The following is a 17,352-nucleotide window of genomic DNA, read 5'->3' on the forward strand; positions in this document are numbered from 1 at the left end:
AGCGCCGCCCCTTTTTTTGCAGCCTGTAAAGGCGCAAAAAAGAAGGCGCCGAAGGCGCCTTCTTTATAACAACGGCTCGGAAAGCCCGGCTGATGTCAGCCCTTGGCGTCCCACAGCGGCTGGAGGATCTCCGCAGGATTGGCCAGCACTTCGGGTCGCCGCGCCTTCGTCGCCTCGATCCAGGCTGGCGGCATGGAGGCCATCGTCGCGTTCTGCCGGCCGATGCCAGTGGCGGTGAGATGGCCTGGCCGATCACCCATCTCCATCCACGGCCGCCATGAACAGACGTTGGTAAAGCTCACCTCGCTGGTCACGCGCGTTGCGCCCGGCTTTTCCAGATCCGCGCGCTTGGCGTGGAACGTGTTGCTTTCGGAATAGCGGAACGGGCGGGGTGCCCCCGGAAAGCGCGCTGCGGTGCGGGACCGTTCGGTCACCCACACATCATCGCCGCGCACGTCGAACGGCAGAATGTCATGCTCCATTTCCAGCCCCGGCACCTCGCGGCCCAGATGGAACGATAGATCCTTTCCGAACCGGATTTTGGAAGGCGGCAATCCGCCCACCGGCACCTTGCAGTCCTTGCCGGTATAGGGATTATGCCACGTATCCAGCGCCTTGCCCGTTACGGGATCGGTGAACCAGGCCAGCTCGTAATTCACCGCCTCGAACCCGTCAGTCACCTGCCGATAACGCGAAAAGACGGCGGACACGACCGCGAACAGCGGGTCCATGCGATCCTCGACCACGCCATAATACCGCGCCGAAACCCAGCTCGCGATCAAGCCTTCATCCAGCGCGCCGCGCATCAGGATGAAAGTGCGCAGGCGGCCTTCCGGGCTGGTTACATCAAGCGGACCTTTTCCCTTGCGCGCAGCGCCCAGTGCAGGCGCCCCTATTGCAAGCGCGGCTCCTGCGACGGAAAGTCCAGCAAGGGCGCTTCGACGGTCTATCATATGGCATTCCGATCTTCGGCCAGAGTTCGTCGGCCAAGGTGTTATCGTGCCACGACGACGACCATCAGACCGCCGCATCTATCCGCAGCACGGACAGTTTGCAGGTGGAATCCGTTCAGGGCTTTTTGTAGCCAACCACTTCCGGCGGCACGTCACGCGCATACTTGCCGAACGTATCGACTACCCCGGCATCCGGCCCATCGGCCGGCTCGGTCAGCAGGTCGGGCCGGTCCTTCACCACGCGGTCCAGCACCACGCGCGGAATGTCATCGTGCGTGCCGGTGATCTTGTAGCTGTGCATCCGGCCCATCAGCACGCCATCCACGCCCGATTGCCCCATCTTCATCCACGGCCACCACGGCCCCTGCCGCATGAAACCGCCGTGATACCGGGCGGATTCCACCGAACGATCATCGATTTCGGCGCGCGGCGTATAAAGCACGAAGTGTTCCGATGGATTGACCATGCGCCCCGAAGACGCCTTCGGCCAGCCTTCGGGCGTCACCGGGTTCACATATTCGTGGGCATAGTCCCAGCCCAACAGGTACTGATCGCCCACAACCTGCCACGGCAGACGGAACGGTTCGGCATCGCTGCCGCCGCTGGCATCGTTGTTCACCGTCTTGCTGCCGTTCACCTCATAGACCTTGCGCGTCAGGCCCAGCGTGCCGCGGAACTTGTCGTTGAGGAACGGCCACGTCTCCACCCGCTCGCCAGTCCACGGATTGTCCCACGTATCCATGATCTTGCCACTGGCGATATCGACGAAATAGCCGCATTCCTTGCCCATCACCTTCACGCTGCCATCGGGTTGAATCGCATTGCGAATGTTGGCAAAGCCATAGAACCCGAACAGCGGCGTCGCCCGCTTCTTGCCCACCACGGCATATTGCACGCCCTGATAGGCGCTGATCACCGGCTTTGCTCCGATGGTGCCCCACATCTTGGCGAACCCGTAGAGATTCTCGCGCGGGTCCATCACGTCGAGAGGTCGCACCGCTGTGCCAGAGGCGGGCTGTGCACCCAACGCGGGCGTTGCGGCGAGCGCCATGCCGGCCCCCATTCCACCCAGAAGGCCGCGCCGCGTAACTGTGCCGGTCATGGTGTCGATCAACATCGGATTTGTGCCTCTCGTGCCGCGTTGCGTGCGCCTAGGTGCATCTAGGTGCAGTTCGGAAACGTGAGCGGAGAATGCTTCAACCGTCACGCACAACATGCTGCAAGGCACCGATGTCCGCTGGCCGGATACAACGCCGCGCCGGTTTCGTAAGGCGTTGCGTCGTGGCAAGAGAAGCCGAACGCATTCATTCAGGGCACACACGAAATGACCGATCTTCTCGACAATCTGCGGCAGGCGCTGGGCACGGCAGCGGTCGAGACTGGCGTGGATCGGCTGAGCTATTTCGCCAATGATGTTTATCGCACAGGTGGCTTGCCCTTGGCCGCCATACGCCCCGCCACGGTAGAGGCGCTGCAACACGCGGTGCGGATTTGCGCAGACGCGGGCGTGGCGATGGTGCCGCGCGGCGGCGGTGCGTCCTATACCGATGGCTATATCCGGCCTGAGGGCGGGCATGTGCTGATCGATGCCGGCGCGCTCGATGAAATCGTGATCGACGAAACCAACGCCGTCGTCACCGTTGGCGCGGGCGTGACATGGGCGGACCTTAAAACCGCGCTGGAAGCCAAAGGCCTGCGCACACCGTTCTGGGGGCCGTTTTCCGGCCTTGCCGCCACGGTGGGCGGATCGATGAGCCAGAACACGCTCAGCCACGGCAGCACCGCCCACGGCATTTCCGCGCAGTCCGTGATCGGCTTCGACGTGGTGCTGGCCAGCGGCGAACTCCTGACCACCAACGCCTGCGACGCCATGCGCTTTTACGGCCCGGATATGACCGGACTGTTCACCGGCGATTGCGGCGTCTTCGGCATCAAGGCGCGCATCCGCCTGCCGCTGTTGCCGGTTCTGAAGCACGCCGAGACCGTATCCTTCGCGTTCGACAGCTTCGCCGATTACCACGCCGGTGTGCGGCTGGCGCAGATCGCCAAGCTGGATGACAGCCACTTCGGCCTCGATCTGGCTTTGTCGCAAGGACAGATCGCGCGGCAGGAAGGGCTTGCCAACCGGCTGAAGATCGCGCTGCAGGTGATGCAGAAAGCGCCCGACAAGCTGAAAGGCCTTGCCACGCTGGTGCGCATGGGGCTGGCGGGCGAAAATCCGATGCGCGCAGGCGCCTATATGTGCCACTTCATTGTCGAAGGTTTCGACGCCGAAGATGCGCGCCACAAGGCAAAGCAACTGCGCCGCGTGGTAAGCGCACACGGGCGCGAAATCGCCAATACGGTGCCCACCTTCGTGCGGTCGGTCCCCTTCGCGCCGCTGTTCAACATCCTTGGCCCCGGCGGTGAACGCTGGGTGCCGATCCACGGCGTATTCGCGCATGACAAGGCTGTGGCCTTCAACGCTGCGTTCCACGCGCTGCTGGCAGAGCGTAAGGCCGACATGGACCGGCTGGGCGTGTGGACCGGCACGATGTTTTCACCCGTCGGGCCATCGGGCTTCCTCTATGAAATCGCGCTCTACTGGCCCGATGCGCGCACCAGCTATCACCTGACCACGCTTGATGCTGCCTATATCGCCGGATTGAAGGACTTTCCGGCCAACGCCGAAGCCAAGGCCTATGCCGACGAGGTGAAGGAAGCGATCGTTGCACTGTTGCAACAATTCGGCGCGGGCCACTTCCAAATCGGCCGCGCCTATCCCTATCAGTCGCGCCTTTCCGCACCGGCCAAGAGCCTGCTGGGCGCGATCAAGCGCGAACTGGACCCCAAGGGCCTGATGAACCCCGGCGTGCTTGGCCTATAAGCCGAACTGCGTTGCGGTGAAGGCAAACCGTTCCGTCGCCGGGAACGCCGCCAGCGCCATCAACCGCCCATCCTCCACGCGCAAATGCCAAGTGCGGCGGATGCGCGGTTCAGGGCTGGCAAAGGCTGTGGGCGAAAGCACCACCAGATTGCACCCCTGCCCCGGATCGCGGGCCGATGGCGTGCGGATCAGCGCAACGCCCGCCTCGCGCGCGCTGGCGGCCAGGTCCTGACACGTCGTATAATCCACTGGATCGGTCCAGTGCGCGTGATCGCTGGCAAAGGGCGCTTGCGTCAGGTCCAGCGCAGCACCCGTGGCGAGCTGGACGGTGAAGCTGGTGTGTTCACTGGTGGTCGTCGGCGGCACGAAGCCGGGTGAGCGGCTGAAAAAGCGCAACTGCCAATAGGCCGTTTCGGCAATCGCGGTCGCCTCCGCCTCTGCCGCATAGAAGATGCCCGGACGTTCATTGGCGCGGCGAAAGCGGCTGGCGCTGGCATGGCCATAGCGAAACGGTGAGGCGAGGAGATAATGCAGCCCCCGCGTTTCAGGGGGCAGCAGCGGCTTTACCGCATCGGCAAGCAGTTCGAGCTGCGCCTGTTCCTCGGCCGTCTGCGCCAGACGATTGGTGGAGATGCGATGCTGCGCCTCTACCACGCGCCAGCCTTCACCCCGCCAGTCCCGCCGTTCAGACGCGAGCGCGGTGGGCGTCCACATAATCGCACAAAGTGATGAGGCCGCGCATCGTATCGATCATGTCGATCGGGCGGGCATCGAAATCGACATTGCGCGTTTCCAGCCAGCGGCGCGCGGCGGCATCATCGCTGCCCAGCAGGGCATCGAGGCTGCGGAACAGGCGCAGCAGAAATTGCCCCGCCTCAAACGCCTTTGACGCAGGATCGAGCGTGCTCCGCCCCGATCTGAGGCGCGAAACGGTGGCAGGCGAAAGCCCCAGCACCGCACCCAGTTTGGCATTGCTGAAATCCCAGAAGGCCGCGATCCGCGCAAGGGCAGAGGTCAGCACATCGGCATCGCTGCGGCGGGTCTGGGCCAAGCTGGCCATCATGCGCGGCTCCTTTCAAATGAACGATATAGCACAAAATCGCTCAAATGCAAGAAGGCGTCAGGCGCGATATCGCCCCAGCGTGGCTATCAACAGAACCACGCCTGCCAGCACCACCGCCGATGACACCAGCGCAAGATCATATCCGCCCAAGGCATCGTAAACCTTGCCGAAGGCCATCGGCCCCAGCCCTGCACCGAGGCAAAACACGCCCAGCACGCCGCCATACGTCGCGCCGTAATTGGCCAGCGCAGCGTATCGGCCCGTGAAATAGGCGAGCATGTCAACCTCGGCACCGGCAGCAAGGCCGAGCATCAGCGCGGCAGGCACCACCGGGCCGCCGCTCCACAGCAGCAGCGCAGCAACGACGGGCGAGAGCAGGAACAGCGCTGCGACATAAGGCGCGTGAAACCGGTCGAACAGGTAGCCCACGACAATGCGGGCCACTAGCACCGCCACGCCCACACCCGCCGCAACTTGCGCGGCGGCAGGCGCGGGCATTCCGCGATCCACAAGCATCGGCACAAGATGCACGATCAGCCCGGCCACAATCAGGCCGAGCAGGAAGGCGATGACCAAGAGGATCAGCGTCTGGCGATTGACCTCGAACCGGCCTTTTGCCTTCGCCCCCGCAGCGGGGCGGTCTGCCGTGCCGACCAAGAGGCTGGCGGGAATGCCAATCGCCAGCGTGGCCGCCGCCATGATGATGACGGCGCTGCGCCAGCCGCTTTGCGCAAAGACCGGGCCGAGCAGCGCGGGCGCAAGGATGGCCGCCGTGCCTGTGCCCATCAGCATCAGGCCCAGCGCAAGCCCGCGCGCCGCATCGAAGCGCAGCGAAACGATCCGCGCCCAGATCGCCGGTGTGGTGCCTGCTCCTGCCAGCGACACCAGCAGCCATAGGGCGTCCCACATGACAACCGACGAACCTGTGCGCGACAAGGCAAACAGAGCCACCGGCGTGGCGATGAAGCTGAGGAGCGCAATGGGCCGTGCGCCCCAGCGGTCTGCCAGCCACCCGACCAGCGGCGCAGACAGGAAGATGCCGAACTGCTGGAACGTGGCCGCCCCCGAAACTTCGGCGCGGCTCCAGCCAAATTCGGCCTGCAAGGGCTGCACGAACAACCCCAGCGAATAGAAGCCGATGCCCATCGTGCCCACGCCGATGGCCAGCGCGGCGGCCAGAACGACAAGCCAGCCGGAGCGAAGTTCGGCGCGGGCCTGTGGGCTGGCGATCACTTGTGCAGCAACCGCACCGGAAGCGCGTCGCTAACCAGCCGGTCCAGCCGGGCGCGCGCCGCGCCATCACGGCGGCAATGCGCATCGATGAACAAGCCGGAAATCCGCGCCGCATCGGCCAGGCGATCCAACTGCTTCGGCCCCGGCAGATCGTAGCGGCAGATCGCCCCGCCGAAATAGTGGTCCACCCCTTCGAGCACGAGGCCATACCGGTTGTTGCCTGCAGCGGCGGCGTCATAAGGTACCAGATGCCCGCGCCAGCCTTCGACGTCGGTGGTCGTGATGCCGGGCACGATGTCCTTGGTGCCGGTCTGGATCAGCGCGGGCACGGCCAGTTTGCCATAGCCTTCTGCCGTGCAGAGCACCGGGATCGGCGCGGGCGGGCTGAAAGCCACGACCGCGCGGGCATTGGCATCGGCCAGCGGCCCGCTGATGCCCTCAGGCGCAACCGCCGCAGCGCCGCCCAGCGTCAGCGCCACAAGCCCGCCATAGGAATGCCCCGCCGCTATCCACGGGCGCTGGCCAACATGGGCGGAAAGCGCGCGCATATCCTCGATCCGCGCTTTCCAGCTCGCAAGGCCGGGGAAATCCTTGTTGCGCGGATGTTCGGTAGAATCGACATGCAGCGGCGCAAGGATGTGAAATCCTGCGGCCAGCCAAGGGCCGAACAGCGCCTCATAAAAGCGCGGTGACGACGCTGCACCGTGGCTGAACAGCACCAGCGCTTTCGCCTTGCCGCGCGGCTTCCATTCGCTGATCCTGATCTCGCGCCCATCGGGACCGGGCAGGGTGAACTGGCGTTCTGCCACCGGCCTCGCCCCCATTGCGCCAAGCCGTGACGTGGCAAGGGATGCGGAACCGGCGATCAGCAGATTGCGGCGGGTAAGGTTCATCGAGACGCCCTGTTCTTCTGGAGCCACGCCTTTGCGCGTTGCACTGCATTTGCTGAAATGTCAGCCCAGAACAGGCCGACATCGTGATAGTGCATCGATCCGCCCGGCAGCGGCTTTAGCCCAAGGCCCGGCGCTGGCCATGCGGTAAGCAACCCATCCCGGCATTCCGCAGCCACAGCGCCCGCGCGCAAAGCCTGCATCGGGCCAAAGCCGGGATCGCCGCTAACCGCGCCTTTCGCCTCAGCCGAAAGCGAGAGCGGGCGGGCCTTTGCAAACGTCACCGGGTTAACGCAGAGCGGCTGTCCGCCCGCCTTGCCGCCGTTCTGATCGGCAAAGGCCTTGGCATAGGCGGCCAGCGTCGGCCCGGTATCGCTGCCTGCCAGCACCGCATTCCATTGCACGAAGCATCCGGTCTGCGCGGGGCTGTTGCAGAAGGGGATGCCGCCAAGGCGCGGTGTCAGATCGCCTTCCATCAGATTGATGCCGATGACGTAGGCCGCAACCATCCTGCGCTGGAGCTTCGTGCCCCTGATCCGCTTTTCCAGCAGCGACGCGGTGTGCGCGCCGCCCTGGCTGTGCCCGGCGATGATGAACGGGCGGCCCTTGTTTTGATGCGCCAGATACCAGTCGAACGCGCGTTCCACATCGGCATAGGCAAGCGCGAACGCCTTGTCGCGGTTGGCCGGGTCCATCAGCGATTTGGTCGTCGCGGCGCGATAGCGGGGGGCGAATATCCGGCAACAGGCGCTGAAGGCGCTCGCCTGCCGCTGCACCGCGCTTTCCTCGGTCCACTTCAGCACCGCCGGATCGAGCGGATCGTGATTGAAATCGGTCTGCGAGCGGGTGGTCGTAGGGTGAATCCAGAAGACATCGACCGGAAGCTGCGCTTTGGCAGCCACCACCCCCTGCGGCAGGCCTTCAACCACGCTCCAATATTGGAGCTGGGCATAATCGGGCACGGCAGGTTCTGCCACAGCGGGCGTGGCCAGCGCCGCCAGCGCGGCTGCAAGAAGGGTGCGCAGCTTCACGCCTGCTCCTCGAAAAACACCAGTCGGGCGGCCCACGGCGTCATGATCCAGCCTGCTTTCACCGTGCGCCCATCAGCCCAGAGGACGGGCCGCGCAGCACCGATTTGTGCCCCGTGCGCTTCGGCCCGCGACAGCACGCCTGCCAGATCGCTGACCGGGAAGCACAGCGATGCGAGGCCTCGCCAGTCCGGCTTGTCGGCCCGGAAATCGAGCGGTTCGCACGGGTAATGGATCAGCTCGACCGAACCTTCCATCCGCCCATGCTCTTGCACGATCACCACGACCACATCCTTTTCGCGCGCGATGTCGAGCGGGAGGCCCATGACGTTGCGCCCATCCTTGTGCGTCAATGGCACATCGACGAGGATCTTCCAGCCCAGCACTTCGGTAAAGAAGCGCCGCCCGGCGTCCATATCGTCAACCACGATTACCGAGTTGAACGGATTGCTGGCCGGGCCGTGAATATGTTCCCACCCGGTCAGCGGTGGGGCGATGCGCTCTGCCATTGCGAAGCACAGCCCATCGGCATCTTGCACGGCGCCTTCGAACACTTCGACATCGCCCATCACGAACCGCGCAACCGGTGCGTGGGCGATGAAGCCGTTGCGGCAGAACGCCGCCATCAGATCGTCGATCGGGCCAAGCGAGCGGAGCGAAGTGTCAAAGAAGCCACCCACGTCCCACGGACGCGCGCCCATCCGGCGAACCCGCGGCACCGGGCCGGGGGCCTGCAACAGGCGCATCCGCCCACGCCCGGCCTGTGGCTGGATCACCGTAATCTCGCGCCAGCCATCGGCAGGCTCAATATCGTGCAGGGCAAGGAAGCTGGCATCGGGCAGCCCCCGCGATTCCTCCTCATAACCCAGCGCATCTTTCAGCCGCGCGGCGGTGGCCTCAGCGTCGGCCACGATGGTGATGACATCTTCGAACCCGTTGTCGAGCGCTGCCCTGCTCATGCCGTGCGCTCCAGAATTTCGATGGCCACGCGCTCACCGCTTTCCATTGCCGATTCCATGCCATAATCGTTGCGGCGGGTATGCTCGCCTGCAAAATGCATGACCTGCCAGGGCTTTGTCATATCGCGCGCAAAGGCATTGACCTGCCCCGGCGCAAGGCTGAACCCGCAGCCGCGCTGCAAAGGATCGCGCAGCCAGTCTTTCCACGTCGCCACGCGCACCGCACCCTTCGATGCGGGGCGCAGGCGGGCGAGTTCCGCCAGCAGCATCGCTTCGGCCTCTGCCCGGTCAAGCGCCGAAATGGCCTGCGCCGTCCGCCCGACCAGCACGAACATGCCGCGATGCGCGCCTTCGCCAGTGTGATTGTCTATAGCCCAGAACATGCCCATCGGCCCATCGGTGGTGATCGAGGGCGGCAGGCCATCGTCCTTCCAGAAGGGCCGTTCGACGGTGACGTACATCCGCGCGGTGTTGGCATAGGGCATGGTTGTGATTGCCTGCCGCATGACCGGATTGGCGGTGCCGGTAATCTCCACCTCGCGCAGCATCGAAAACGGGATGGCCGAAATCAGGAAACGCCCGTTGAACACGCTGCCATCGCTGCATGTCACGGTGCCGCCCTTGTCGCTGAGTGCGATGGTCATGGCGCGCTTGCCAAGGCGAATACGATCCCCCAGCTTCGCCGCCATCGCCTTGGGCAGGGCGCTGGTCCCACCGACGATGTTGTTGATCGCAGACAGGCCGTTCACTGAGCTGTGATCGTTCGCTTCGCCAAACGGATGATCGCGCTTCGGCCCCTGTTCGGTTTGCGATGCCGCTTCGACCATGCGCCGTTCAAAGCGGCCGCGCACTTCTTCCTGCCACATGCGCAGGACCGATGTTTCATCAATGCCGATGCCGGGCGCGGAATAAGCGGCCAGTTCGATGGCCTGCGCGCTATGCCCCTTGCGCTTCAGCAGTTCGCGCAAGGAAATGTCATATTCGGCAAAGCGCGGGTCGAGCCAGTCGTCCAGTTCCTGCAAAGGATTATACTTCGCGGCAAGCTGCTGCCCCATCAGGCTGGGCGCGATCTTGCGTTCGTCGCCGACGCACAGGTTGAGCGGATTTGCATCCCACGCCTTGTTGTCGATCCACTGGCCGGAAAAGTGCGTGCCGAACGCCAGCAGATCGCGGTCTTCGCTGATCAGCTTCAGCCCATAGCGCTGGCAGGCATCGATGACGCGGGCATAGCCACGGCCAACCTGGCTTGCGCCCACATCAATCATGCCTTCACTGGTCTGCACCGTCTGCACGCGCCCGCCGACACGGTTGTTGGCGTCGAGCACGATCACTTTCAGACCCTGCTCGGTCAGCAATTCGGCGCTGTGCAGGCCGGAAAGCCCGGCACCGATGATGACCACATCGGCACTTTCAGCGGCCAATGCCATGCGCGGAAGGCCCAGCGCGGTAATCGCAGCGACACCGGTTCCGACAAATTGGCGACGGTTCAAAGTCATTTGGAATTGATCTCCGTGGCGATCCAGCGGCCAAATTGTTCTAGCCAGAGATCAGATGTGGTGCCGCGCTGCGCCGCGCCGAACCCGTGGCTGCCGCGTTCGTAAAGGTGCATTTCGGGGCGATACCCTGCGCCAAACAGCTTGTCATAAAAGGCACGGAAGCCTTGCCCCACGGCCAGATCATCCTGCGCCATTGCCAGAAACATCGGCGGCAGGCGGCCCGGCGCGGGCTTTGGCTTGGGTTGAAGCCACGGCTCCTTGGGCGTACCTTCGGGAAACGGCAGGTTGGCTGGCGGAATCACCGGCTCTGGATTGCCGAAGGGCATGCCATAGATCAGCCCCGCAAAGTCCGGGCGATCTGCCGCATTGGCTGCAAACATCGTCATGCCCGCAACGTGTCCGCCAGCCGAAAAGCCGACGATTCCCACGCGATGCGGATCGACACCCCACTTTGCCGCATTGGCACGAACGATACGCAAAGCCTCTGTGCCGTCTTCCGTGCCGGGAATGCCGCCGCTGCCGCTGGCCATGCTTTGCACGCGCGTGCGCATGGCTTCGTTGGTTTCACCGGGAAACGATTGAATCAGCCGATATTTGAGGACGAAGGCCGCAATTCCACGCTCCGCCAGCCAGCGGGCAACGCGCGTGCCTTCATGATGGATCGCCAACAAACGGAAGCCGCCGCCCGGCGCAACGATGACCGCGGTGCCGGTCGCCTTGGCCGGATCAGGCAGAAACGGTTGCAGCGTGGGGACGGTGACATTCCACACCTGCTCACCATTTTCGCGCAGCTCCTCCTTTACGGGAACAGAGGCAAGGCCGGGCCAACCCTTCATCGAAGGCACACCCTTGGGCCACACTGGCAGCGGTGCCTGCTCGGTAACCGTGCTGTTCAAACCATCAGCGCCCTGGGCGCAGACAGGCGCAGCGCAGGCGAGGGCGAAAGCCAGTACGGCGGTACGATATCGCATTGAAGAGGTGGCTCCCGTCCGGGGTTGCCCGAACACAGTGCCAAGGCCGCATATTGCCGCGACTGTCGTGGGCCGCTCTATCCGCCCTGCGGTGATTGATGGGCAAAATGGGGGCGGGCGGCATAGTTCATCGCACAACCACATTTATACCAATGCCTTATAGTGTCAGGCTGGCAATCAGGAAGGGTGTAACTCGATGAATGCAACACGAAAGGCCGGCCTTCTGGTCGCCGCGCTTATGGCTGCAACCGTCCCCACTGCTGCAATCGCTCAAACAGCCCCTGCCCCAGAAACGCCAGACGCCGAAGCGACCTATCGCGCGCGTCTGGCCGTGTTCCTGAAAGATCCCGGCAACCTGCCATATGAACCGACCGAACCGCTGATCGGCGCGAAGAACTGGAAGCCACTGCCCAAGACCTCGATCACCAAAAGCGGCCTCTCGGCACAATCGCTGGAAAAGGCGCGCGCCTATGCCGCGATGATGAACAGCAGCGCCTTCATGGTCTGGCGCGATGGCAAGGTGGTGTCCGAATGGTACGCCCCCGGCGTTACCGAAAAGACGCCGATCACATCCAAATCGCTGTCCAAACCACTGACCGCGATTGCCGTGGGCCGCGCGCTTGCGCTCGGCAAGATCAGCTCCATCGACCAGTCGATTGCCGATTTCATCCCGCGCGCAAAAGGCACCGAAAAGGAAAAGATCACGATCCGCTACCTGCTCGACATGCGATCGGGAATGCTGGATCAGGGGTTCAGCACAGACCCCGATCATCCCTATAACCGCGTGCTGCTGCATCCCGATTTCGGTGAGAAGATCATTGATATCTACCCGATGCCGCACCCGGTGGGGAAACACTATTCCTATGGCAACGCGCCGAGCGACCTGATCGCGATGGTGATCGAAGGCGCGACGGGAATGCGCTATGGCGAATTCGTCACGCGCGAAGTGCTGCTGCCGCTGGGCGCGCAGGGCGGCACGATGTGGGTGGGCAAGCCCGGCGGCCTTGCCCATTCGGGCTGCTGCGCCACGATGCCTGCCGATACCTATCTGCGCTTTGCCGTGCTGCTGATCGACGATGGTATGTGGAAGGGCAAGCGTCTGCTGCCCAAGGGCTATGTCGCCGAAATGCGCAAGGGCACGGCAGAGAACCCCAACTTCGGTCTTGGCATCTGGATCGGTGAACCTTACCGCCAGCGCCGCCCGTTCGGCGCACCGGGAATGCTCGGTCCGCATGTGCTGCACAGCGAACCGTTCCTTGATCCAGACCTGTTCATGTTCGATGGCAATTCGAACCAGCAGGTGGCGATCAGCCCGCGCAACCGCCTGATCGTGCTGCGCGTCGGCGCAACGCCGCCGGCACCAAAGGACGGAAGCCCCGAATGGGACAATGCCTTTCTGCCCAATACGCTGATCCGGGGGTTGGGCGGGAAATAAAGGTTAATCCCGCCCCAGCATCCGCTTCAGCACGCCGTCGCGGTCGATGACGTGATGTTTCAAGGCACCGCCGATGTGCAGCACAAGCAGCACTCCTCCTGCCCAGACCATATAGACGTGCGCCTTGGCAAAAAGGCCGTAGCCTACGATGCCCGGCGCGTCCCACGGGCGCGGGGTGACGATATGCGGAATCAGCCCGCCCGGTCCGAAGCCATCATGCCCGAAAAACCACATCTGCGGTGCGGAATAGCCTGCGCCTGCGCCCAGCGCGGAAAGCGCAGCCCACCCTGTCAGCGGTAGCAACAGCAACAGTCCATAGAGCAGCGCCTGCACGCCCCGCGCCGCAAGCGCGCCACTGCGCGACGTCTGCGCTGGAAGTGCTGGTGCCGGGTGGCGCCATCGCCACCAGAGCCGCACGATGACCGAAGCCAGCAGAAGAAGACCCAGCGTGTGATGAACCTGGCTGGCGCGCAGATGCAATCCGGCCAGCGGCCCCCCGCGCACGCCATCGAGATAGGTCCAAGCCATTGCAAAGCCTGCCGGCACTTCGACCAGCACCGCCAGCGCCGTGCCCCAATGCAGCCACCGCGCCGTGCGTGTCCAACCTTCGATCATGCCGCCAGCCTCCGCAATTCCGGCCCGATCTCCGTGCCGATGCAATGCGTATCGGCCAGCCAGTCGAACCCGGTGATCAGGAAATTGTCGATCCCCACCGCGCGATAGCGCAGCAGGGCCTGCACCAGCGTGTCGGGCGATCCGACCAGACACATGACCTGCAAGCGCCCCTGCGTTGCCCGTGTCAGCCCGGTCCACAGACATGGATCGGCTGCGGCATCATCGGCCTGTGCGGCCTTTGCCGTAACCTCTTCGGCAGCCTTGCCCAGATCGCGGCCCAGCGCGCCATGCGCCGCCTGCCGCGCCACGATGCCGCGTAGCAGATCGTCCGCGCGCGCCCATGCCGCTTCATCGCTGTCTGCCACGACCAGCCGCATCGACATGGACGTGCGCGGGTTGCGCCCATGCTTTGCCGCCTCTGCACGCACTGTATCGACCTGCTGCGCGATCTGGCTTACGCTGCCGGGGCCGAAGGCATAGACATCGGCCAGTTCCGCGCCGAATTGCAGCGCCAGCGGCGATGTGCCCGCCCAGAACACCGGCACGCCGCTTGCCAAGGGGCGCACTTCAGACCCTGCGTTTTCAAAGCGATACCAATCGCCTTCATGGTCGCACGGCATTTCGCCCGCCCAGACCCGGCGCATGATCCGCACATATTCGTTGCTGCGGCGATAGCGTTCGTCCTTGGTCAGGTAATCGCCATCGCACCGCGTTTCGATATCCGAAAACGCCGTGATCACGTGGACCCCGGCCCGCCCGCCGGAGAACTGATCCAGCGTAGCAAAAGCGCGCGCGGCCATCGTCGGCGCGATAAAGCCGGGGCGGTGCGCCACCATCAGCTTCAGCCGCGTGGTTGCCGCCGCGACCCATGTTGCCGTTACCAGACTGTCAGCCGATTTGGCGTTCTGCCCCACCAGCACCCGGTCATAGCCCGCCGCTTCATAGGCGCGGGCAATCTCTGCCACAAAGGTCGGGTCATATGGCCCCGGCACCTCGCTCGCCTCGCTGGTGCGATACGGCGAAACAAGGCCGACGATCTCGATATCATGCCGTTGCATCGGTCGCCCCTGCCATGTTTTCTGCAGCCTCAACCGTCGCGGCATCGAGCCGGTAGAACGCCATAGCCGCCATAGCCGCCATCATCGACACGGCGGGAATCACCGATACGCACAACAGCACCGCCAGCCTTGCGTTTGGCCCCTGCTCCGCCGCCATGCCGCTGGCCGAAGGGACATAGCCCATTGCCGAAAGGAACACGCCCATCGCCGCCAAGGCGGCGGCAGACGAAAGCTTGTCGAACAGTGTGGTGAACCCGGCAAACGCGCCCTCGCGCCGCTCGCCACTGGTCACGTAGTCGTAGCGCACCGCATCGGACAGCAGCGAATAAGCGCACAGGATCATCCCCGCACCCGCCAGCCCGCTGATGGCACCGCGCACCGAAATCAGCAGCATGGATTCGCCCTGCACGGCCAGCAGCCAGCTTGCCTGCACCAGCGCATAGAGCGCCAGCGCGCCGATATAGCAGGTCTTCTTGCCCAGTCGGTTCGAAAGCCACACCCACCCGGTCATGCTGACCAGCATCGCCACCGTGGCGAGCATGAAGTAGGTGCCCAGCACATTGTCCTTCTGACCCAAGCCAATACGCGTAAAGAACGCCAGCGCCGCGGACCCGATGGCCGTGCCGAACAGCAGGAACACATGGGCGATGGCCAGAATGCGGAACGGCACGTTCTTCCACGCCAGCAGCACCTGCCGCCACAGCGCCACCATCGGATTCACCCGCGCGGCGGCTGCGCGTTCCGGCGGCGCGGTGCGCGGGGCGTTGGTCAGGAGCCGCACCGCCATCACCGTCGCCACAAACACCACCGCGCTTACGATCAGCGCGATCAGCAGATGCCCTTCGCGCGTCGGCCCGGTCTGGCTCAGCACCCACGTCGGCAGCGTGGACCCCAGCATCGTGCCGATGGCATTGCCATAGGACCGCCAGCCCATCAGCCGCGTGCGCTCGCGCGGGTCGGCAGAGCTTTCCACCAGCATGGCAAAGCCCGGAATCGTCAGCAGCGTGTATCCGGTGGCGTGGATCATCAGCGCGATGGTGACGAACAGTTGCGCCAGCAGGATCGATCCGAATGACGGCGCGCCGAACAGCAGCGCCAGCCCCAGCGGCATGGCGATCCCGCCTGCGAACAGGAAAGGCAACCGCCGCCCCCAGCGCGTCTTTGCCCGGTCGCTCCACGCGCCCACGGCGGGATCGGCAAACCCGTCATAGATTTTCACGAAGGCGAATATCGCGCCCGCCGCGCCTGCCGATATGGCCAGACTGTCGGTCATGAACCGCAGGCCCAGCACGGTGACAAGGTTCTGCCCCGCCGCATGGGCCAGCGGAATCAGCGCCGACCCCAGACGGATGGCCCACACGCTGGCCTGCGCCTTGTTCCCTGTATCCGACACGGCGTTCTCCCGGCGGCGCAAGGCCCCACGCCGATGCACCATCAATACCGAAGGTGCCCTAGCTGCCCGGCAGCGCCCGCCCGTTGTCGCCACTCTCCGCCACGCGGAGAGGGAGGGGCGTCAACGGATCAGCGCTGCTTCTTTCAGGCTCTGGAACATCGCCTGCCGCAGCAGATAGGCGCGGCGCTTTTCGTCGTTGTCGCGGATTTCGGTCAGTTCCTTGCGCCGTGCCGAATGGGCATCGTCGCGCGTGCCGCCGATCAGCGCCATGTTCGCCTTGGTCTGCGTCTGGGTGAAGCTGTGCGTCACTTCCCGGCGCTGGCGATCATAGAGCGCAAGGTTGGTGTCCAGATCGGCCTTGCCGTGGATCACCGGCAGCAGCTTTTCAAACAGGTTGAACGCATCGTGGATGCCCGAATTCATGCCGAAGCCGCCCAGCGGGTTGTTGAGGTGCGAAGCATCGCCAACCAGCGCAACGCGCCCCTGACGGAACGATTTGGCCACGCGCTGATGCACGCGGTACAGCGTGCGGTGGTGGGTTTTCACGTCCACGCCTTCGCCCAAAAGGCGCTGGAAAATGCCGTTCTTGTTGGCTTCGGACAGCAGATCAGCTTCGTCCACCGAACCGTTCACCGGCACCAGCACGCGCCATACCGAAGGCACGCGCAGCAGCACCAGCCATTCTTCCGGGTCGGAAACATAGTTCACCAGCGCCAGATTGGGCAGATAGTCCGCCAGTTCCACATCGGTGGAAAGCGTCAGGAACCGTTCGGGATAAGTGAACCCGTCAAATTCCGTGCCCAGCCATTTGCGCACGATGGAATTGGCCCCATCGGCCCCGATCAGGAAATCGGCGCGAATGCGTTCGATCCCGGTCATCGTCTCGACCGAAAGGTTTACGCCCGCATCGTCCTGCTCGAACGTCAGCAACCGGCTGTTGAAGCGCAGATCGGCGTTGGGATAGGTCTCCAGCCGTTCGGCTAGCGCGCGCGAAAGGTGGTATTGTTCGCACTGGATACGGAACGGGTATCGCGTCACGTCCGAAAGTTCGGCCATGTCAAAAGCAATGGCCTCGCCCGATTGCCGGTCGCGCCAATGATAGATGGGTGCCTTCAGCCCCTTGTCCAGCAGCATCTTGGTGATGCCGATTTCATCCAGCATTTCCAGCGTCGGCGGATGGAACGTGGATGCGCGCAGATCCTGTGCGCAATCGGCCCCGGCTTCCAGCAGGATCACCGAAACGCCCGCTTTGGCCAGCAAGGTGGCAATAGTGGTGCCAACCGGCCCCGCGCCTGCCACCACCACCTGGCAACGATCAACTCCTGTCTTGGTCAAGACGAAACTCCAATCAGATTGCCATTCTGCCTATGGATGGCGCGGGCAAGTCGCTGC

At 64.1% G+C, this 17,352-nt stretch carries 16 protein-coding genes; 2 read left to right on the plus strand and 14 right to left on the minus strand.

Annotated features, from left to right (window positions below; translation table 11 throughout):
• Positions 1-95: 95 nt before the first annotated feature.
• Both HGI47_RS05675 and HGI47_RS05680 read right to left on the minus strand, forming a co-directional pair.
• Positions 96-953 carry a DUF1838 family protein gene (locus HGI47_RS05675; RefSeq protein WP_168851867.1) on the minus strand — a complete coding sequence of 286 codons (858 nt, stop codon included), beginning with the start codon at positions 951-953 and terminating at the stop codon, positions 96-98.
• A gap of 115 nt (positions 954-1,068) precedes the next feature.
• Entirely contained in the window at positions 1,069-2,070 is a 1,002-nt protein-coding gene (locus HGI47_RS05680; RefSeq protein WP_168851868.1) for a DUF1838 family protein, read from the minus strand.
• 207 nt (positions 2,071-2,277) lie between these two features.
• Between HGI47_RS05680 and HGI47_RS05685 the strand changes: the two genes are divergently transcribed.
• Complete coding sequence (locus HGI47_RS05685) at positions 2,278-3,819, plus strand: FAD-binding oxidoreductase (protein WP_168851869.1); 1,542 nt, start codon at positions 2,278-2,280, stop codon at positions 3,817-3,819.
• Here the strand turns inward: HGI47_RS05685 and HGI47_RS05690 are convergent.
• From HGI47_RS05690 to HGI47_RS05725, 8 genes are read right to left on the minus strand one after another with little or no spacing between them, the layout of a single operon-like run.
• Entirely contained in the window at positions 3,814-4,533 is a 720-nt protein-coding gene (locus HGI47_RS05690; RefSeq protein WP_168851870.1) for an RES family NAD+ phosphorylase, read from the minus strand. The two genes, HGI47_RS05685 and HGI47_RS05690, sit on opposite strands and share 6 nt — an antisense overlap.
• Positions 4,505-4,882, minus strand: a complete 378-nt coding sequence (locus HGI47_RS05695) for an antitoxin Xre/MbcA/ParS toxin-binding domain-containing protein (RefSeq protein WP_240950012.1) — start codon at positions 4,880-4,882, stop codon at positions 4,505-4,507. Before HGI47_RS05695 ends, HGI47_RS05690 begins: the two co-directional genes overlap by 29 nt.
• Before the next feature lie 57 nt (positions 4,883-4,939).
• On the minus strand, positions 4,940-6,115 hold the full coding sequence (locus HGI47_RS05700) for an MFS transporter (RefSeq protein WP_168851871.1): 1,176 nt from the start codon (positions 6,113-6,115) through the stop codon (positions 4,940-4,942).
• Complete coding sequence (locus tag HGI47_RS05705; RefSeq protein WP_168851872.1) at positions 6,112-7,008, minus strand: alpha/beta hydrolase; 897 nt, start codon at positions 7,006-7,008, stop codon at positions 6,112-6,114. The genes HGI47_RS05700 and HGI47_RS05705 overlap by 4 nt, the downstream gene beginning before the upstream one ends.
• Positions 7,005-8,036 (minus strand): DUF3089 domain-containing protein, encoded by a 1,032-nt coding sequence (locus HGI47_RS05710; RefSeq protein WP_168851873.1) that lies wholly within the window; start codon positions 8,034-8,036, stop codon positions 7,005-7,007. Before HGI47_RS05710 ends, HGI47_RS05705 begins: the two co-directional genes overlap by 4 nt.
• Positions 8,033-8,992, minus strand: coding sequence for a VOC family protein (locus HGI47_RS05715; protein WP_168851874.1), 960 nt, complete (start codon positions 8,990-8,992; stop codon positions 8,033-8,035). The genes HGI47_RS05710 and HGI47_RS05715 overlap by 4 nt, the downstream gene beginning before the upstream one ends.
• The gene (locus HGI47_RS05720; RefSeq protein ID WP_168851875.1) at positions 8,989-10,488 is read right to left on the minus strand and encodes an FAD-dependent oxidoreductase; all 1,500 of its coding nucleotides are present in this window, start codon (positions 10,486-10,488) and stop codon (positions 8,989-8,991) included. Before HGI47_RS05720 ends, HGI47_RS05715 begins: the two co-directional genes overlap by 4 nt.
• Positions 10,485-11,459, minus strand: coding sequence for an alpha/beta hydrolase (locus tag HGI47_RS05725; RefSeq protein ID WP_168851876.1), 975 nt, complete (start codon positions 11,457-11,459; stop codon positions 10,485-10,487). The genes HGI47_RS05720 and HGI47_RS05725 overlap by 4 nt, the downstream gene beginning before the upstream one ends.
• Positions 11,460-11,655: 196 nt before the next feature.
• Between HGI47_RS05725 and HGI47_RS05730 the strand changes: the two genes are divergently transcribed.
• On the plus strand, positions 11,656-12,894 hold the full coding sequence (locus HGI47_RS05730; protein WP_168851877.1) for a serine hydrolase: 1,239 nt from the start codon (positions 11,656-11,658) through the stop codon (positions 12,892-12,894).
• Between the two features lie 3 nt (positions 12,895-12,897).
• Here the strand turns inward: HGI47_RS05730 and HGI47_RS05735 are convergent, their stop codons facing one another.
• The 4 genes from HGI47_RS05735 to HGI47_RS05750 all read right to left on the minus strand — a co-directional run bounded on the left by HGI47_RS05735 (position 12,898) and on the right by HGI47_RS05750 (position 17,295).
• Positions 12,898-13,509 carry a cytochrome b gene (locus HGI47_RS05735; protein WP_168851878.1) on the minus strand — a complete coding sequence of 204 codons (612 nt, stop codon included), beginning with the start codon at positions 13,507-13,509 and terminating at the stop codon, positions 12,898-12,900.
• Positions 13,506-14,567 carry an LLM class flavin-dependent oxidoreductase gene (locus HGI47_RS05740; protein ID WP_168851879.1) on the minus strand — a complete coding sequence of 354 codons (1,062 nt, stop codon included), beginning with the start codon at positions 14,565-14,567 and terminating at the stop codon, positions 13,506-13,508. The genes HGI47_RS05735 and HGI47_RS05740 overlap by 4 nt, the downstream gene beginning before the upstream one ends.
• Positions 14,554-15,960: an MFS transporter gene (locus HGI47_RS05745; protein WP_370521642.1), complete on the minus strand. Its 1,407-nt coding sequence runs from the start codon at positions 15,958-15,960 to the stop codon at positions 14,554-14,556. The genes HGI47_RS05740 and HGI47_RS05745 overlap by 14 nt, the downstream gene beginning before the upstream one ends.
• Before the next feature lie 120 nt (positions 15,961-16,080).
• Positions 16,081-17,295, minus strand: coding sequence for an NAD(P)/FAD-dependent oxidoreductase (locus HGI47_RS05750; RefSeq protein ID WP_168851881.1), 1,215 nt, complete (start codon positions 17,293-17,295; stop codon positions 16,081-16,083).
• Between the last annotated feature and the right edge of the window lie 57 nt (positions 17,296-17,352).

This window comes from Novosphingobium sp. ERN07, assembly GCF_012641335.1.
Lineage (GTDB): Bacteria > Pseudomonadota > Alphaproteobacteria > Sphingomonadales > Sphingomonadaceae > Novosphingobium.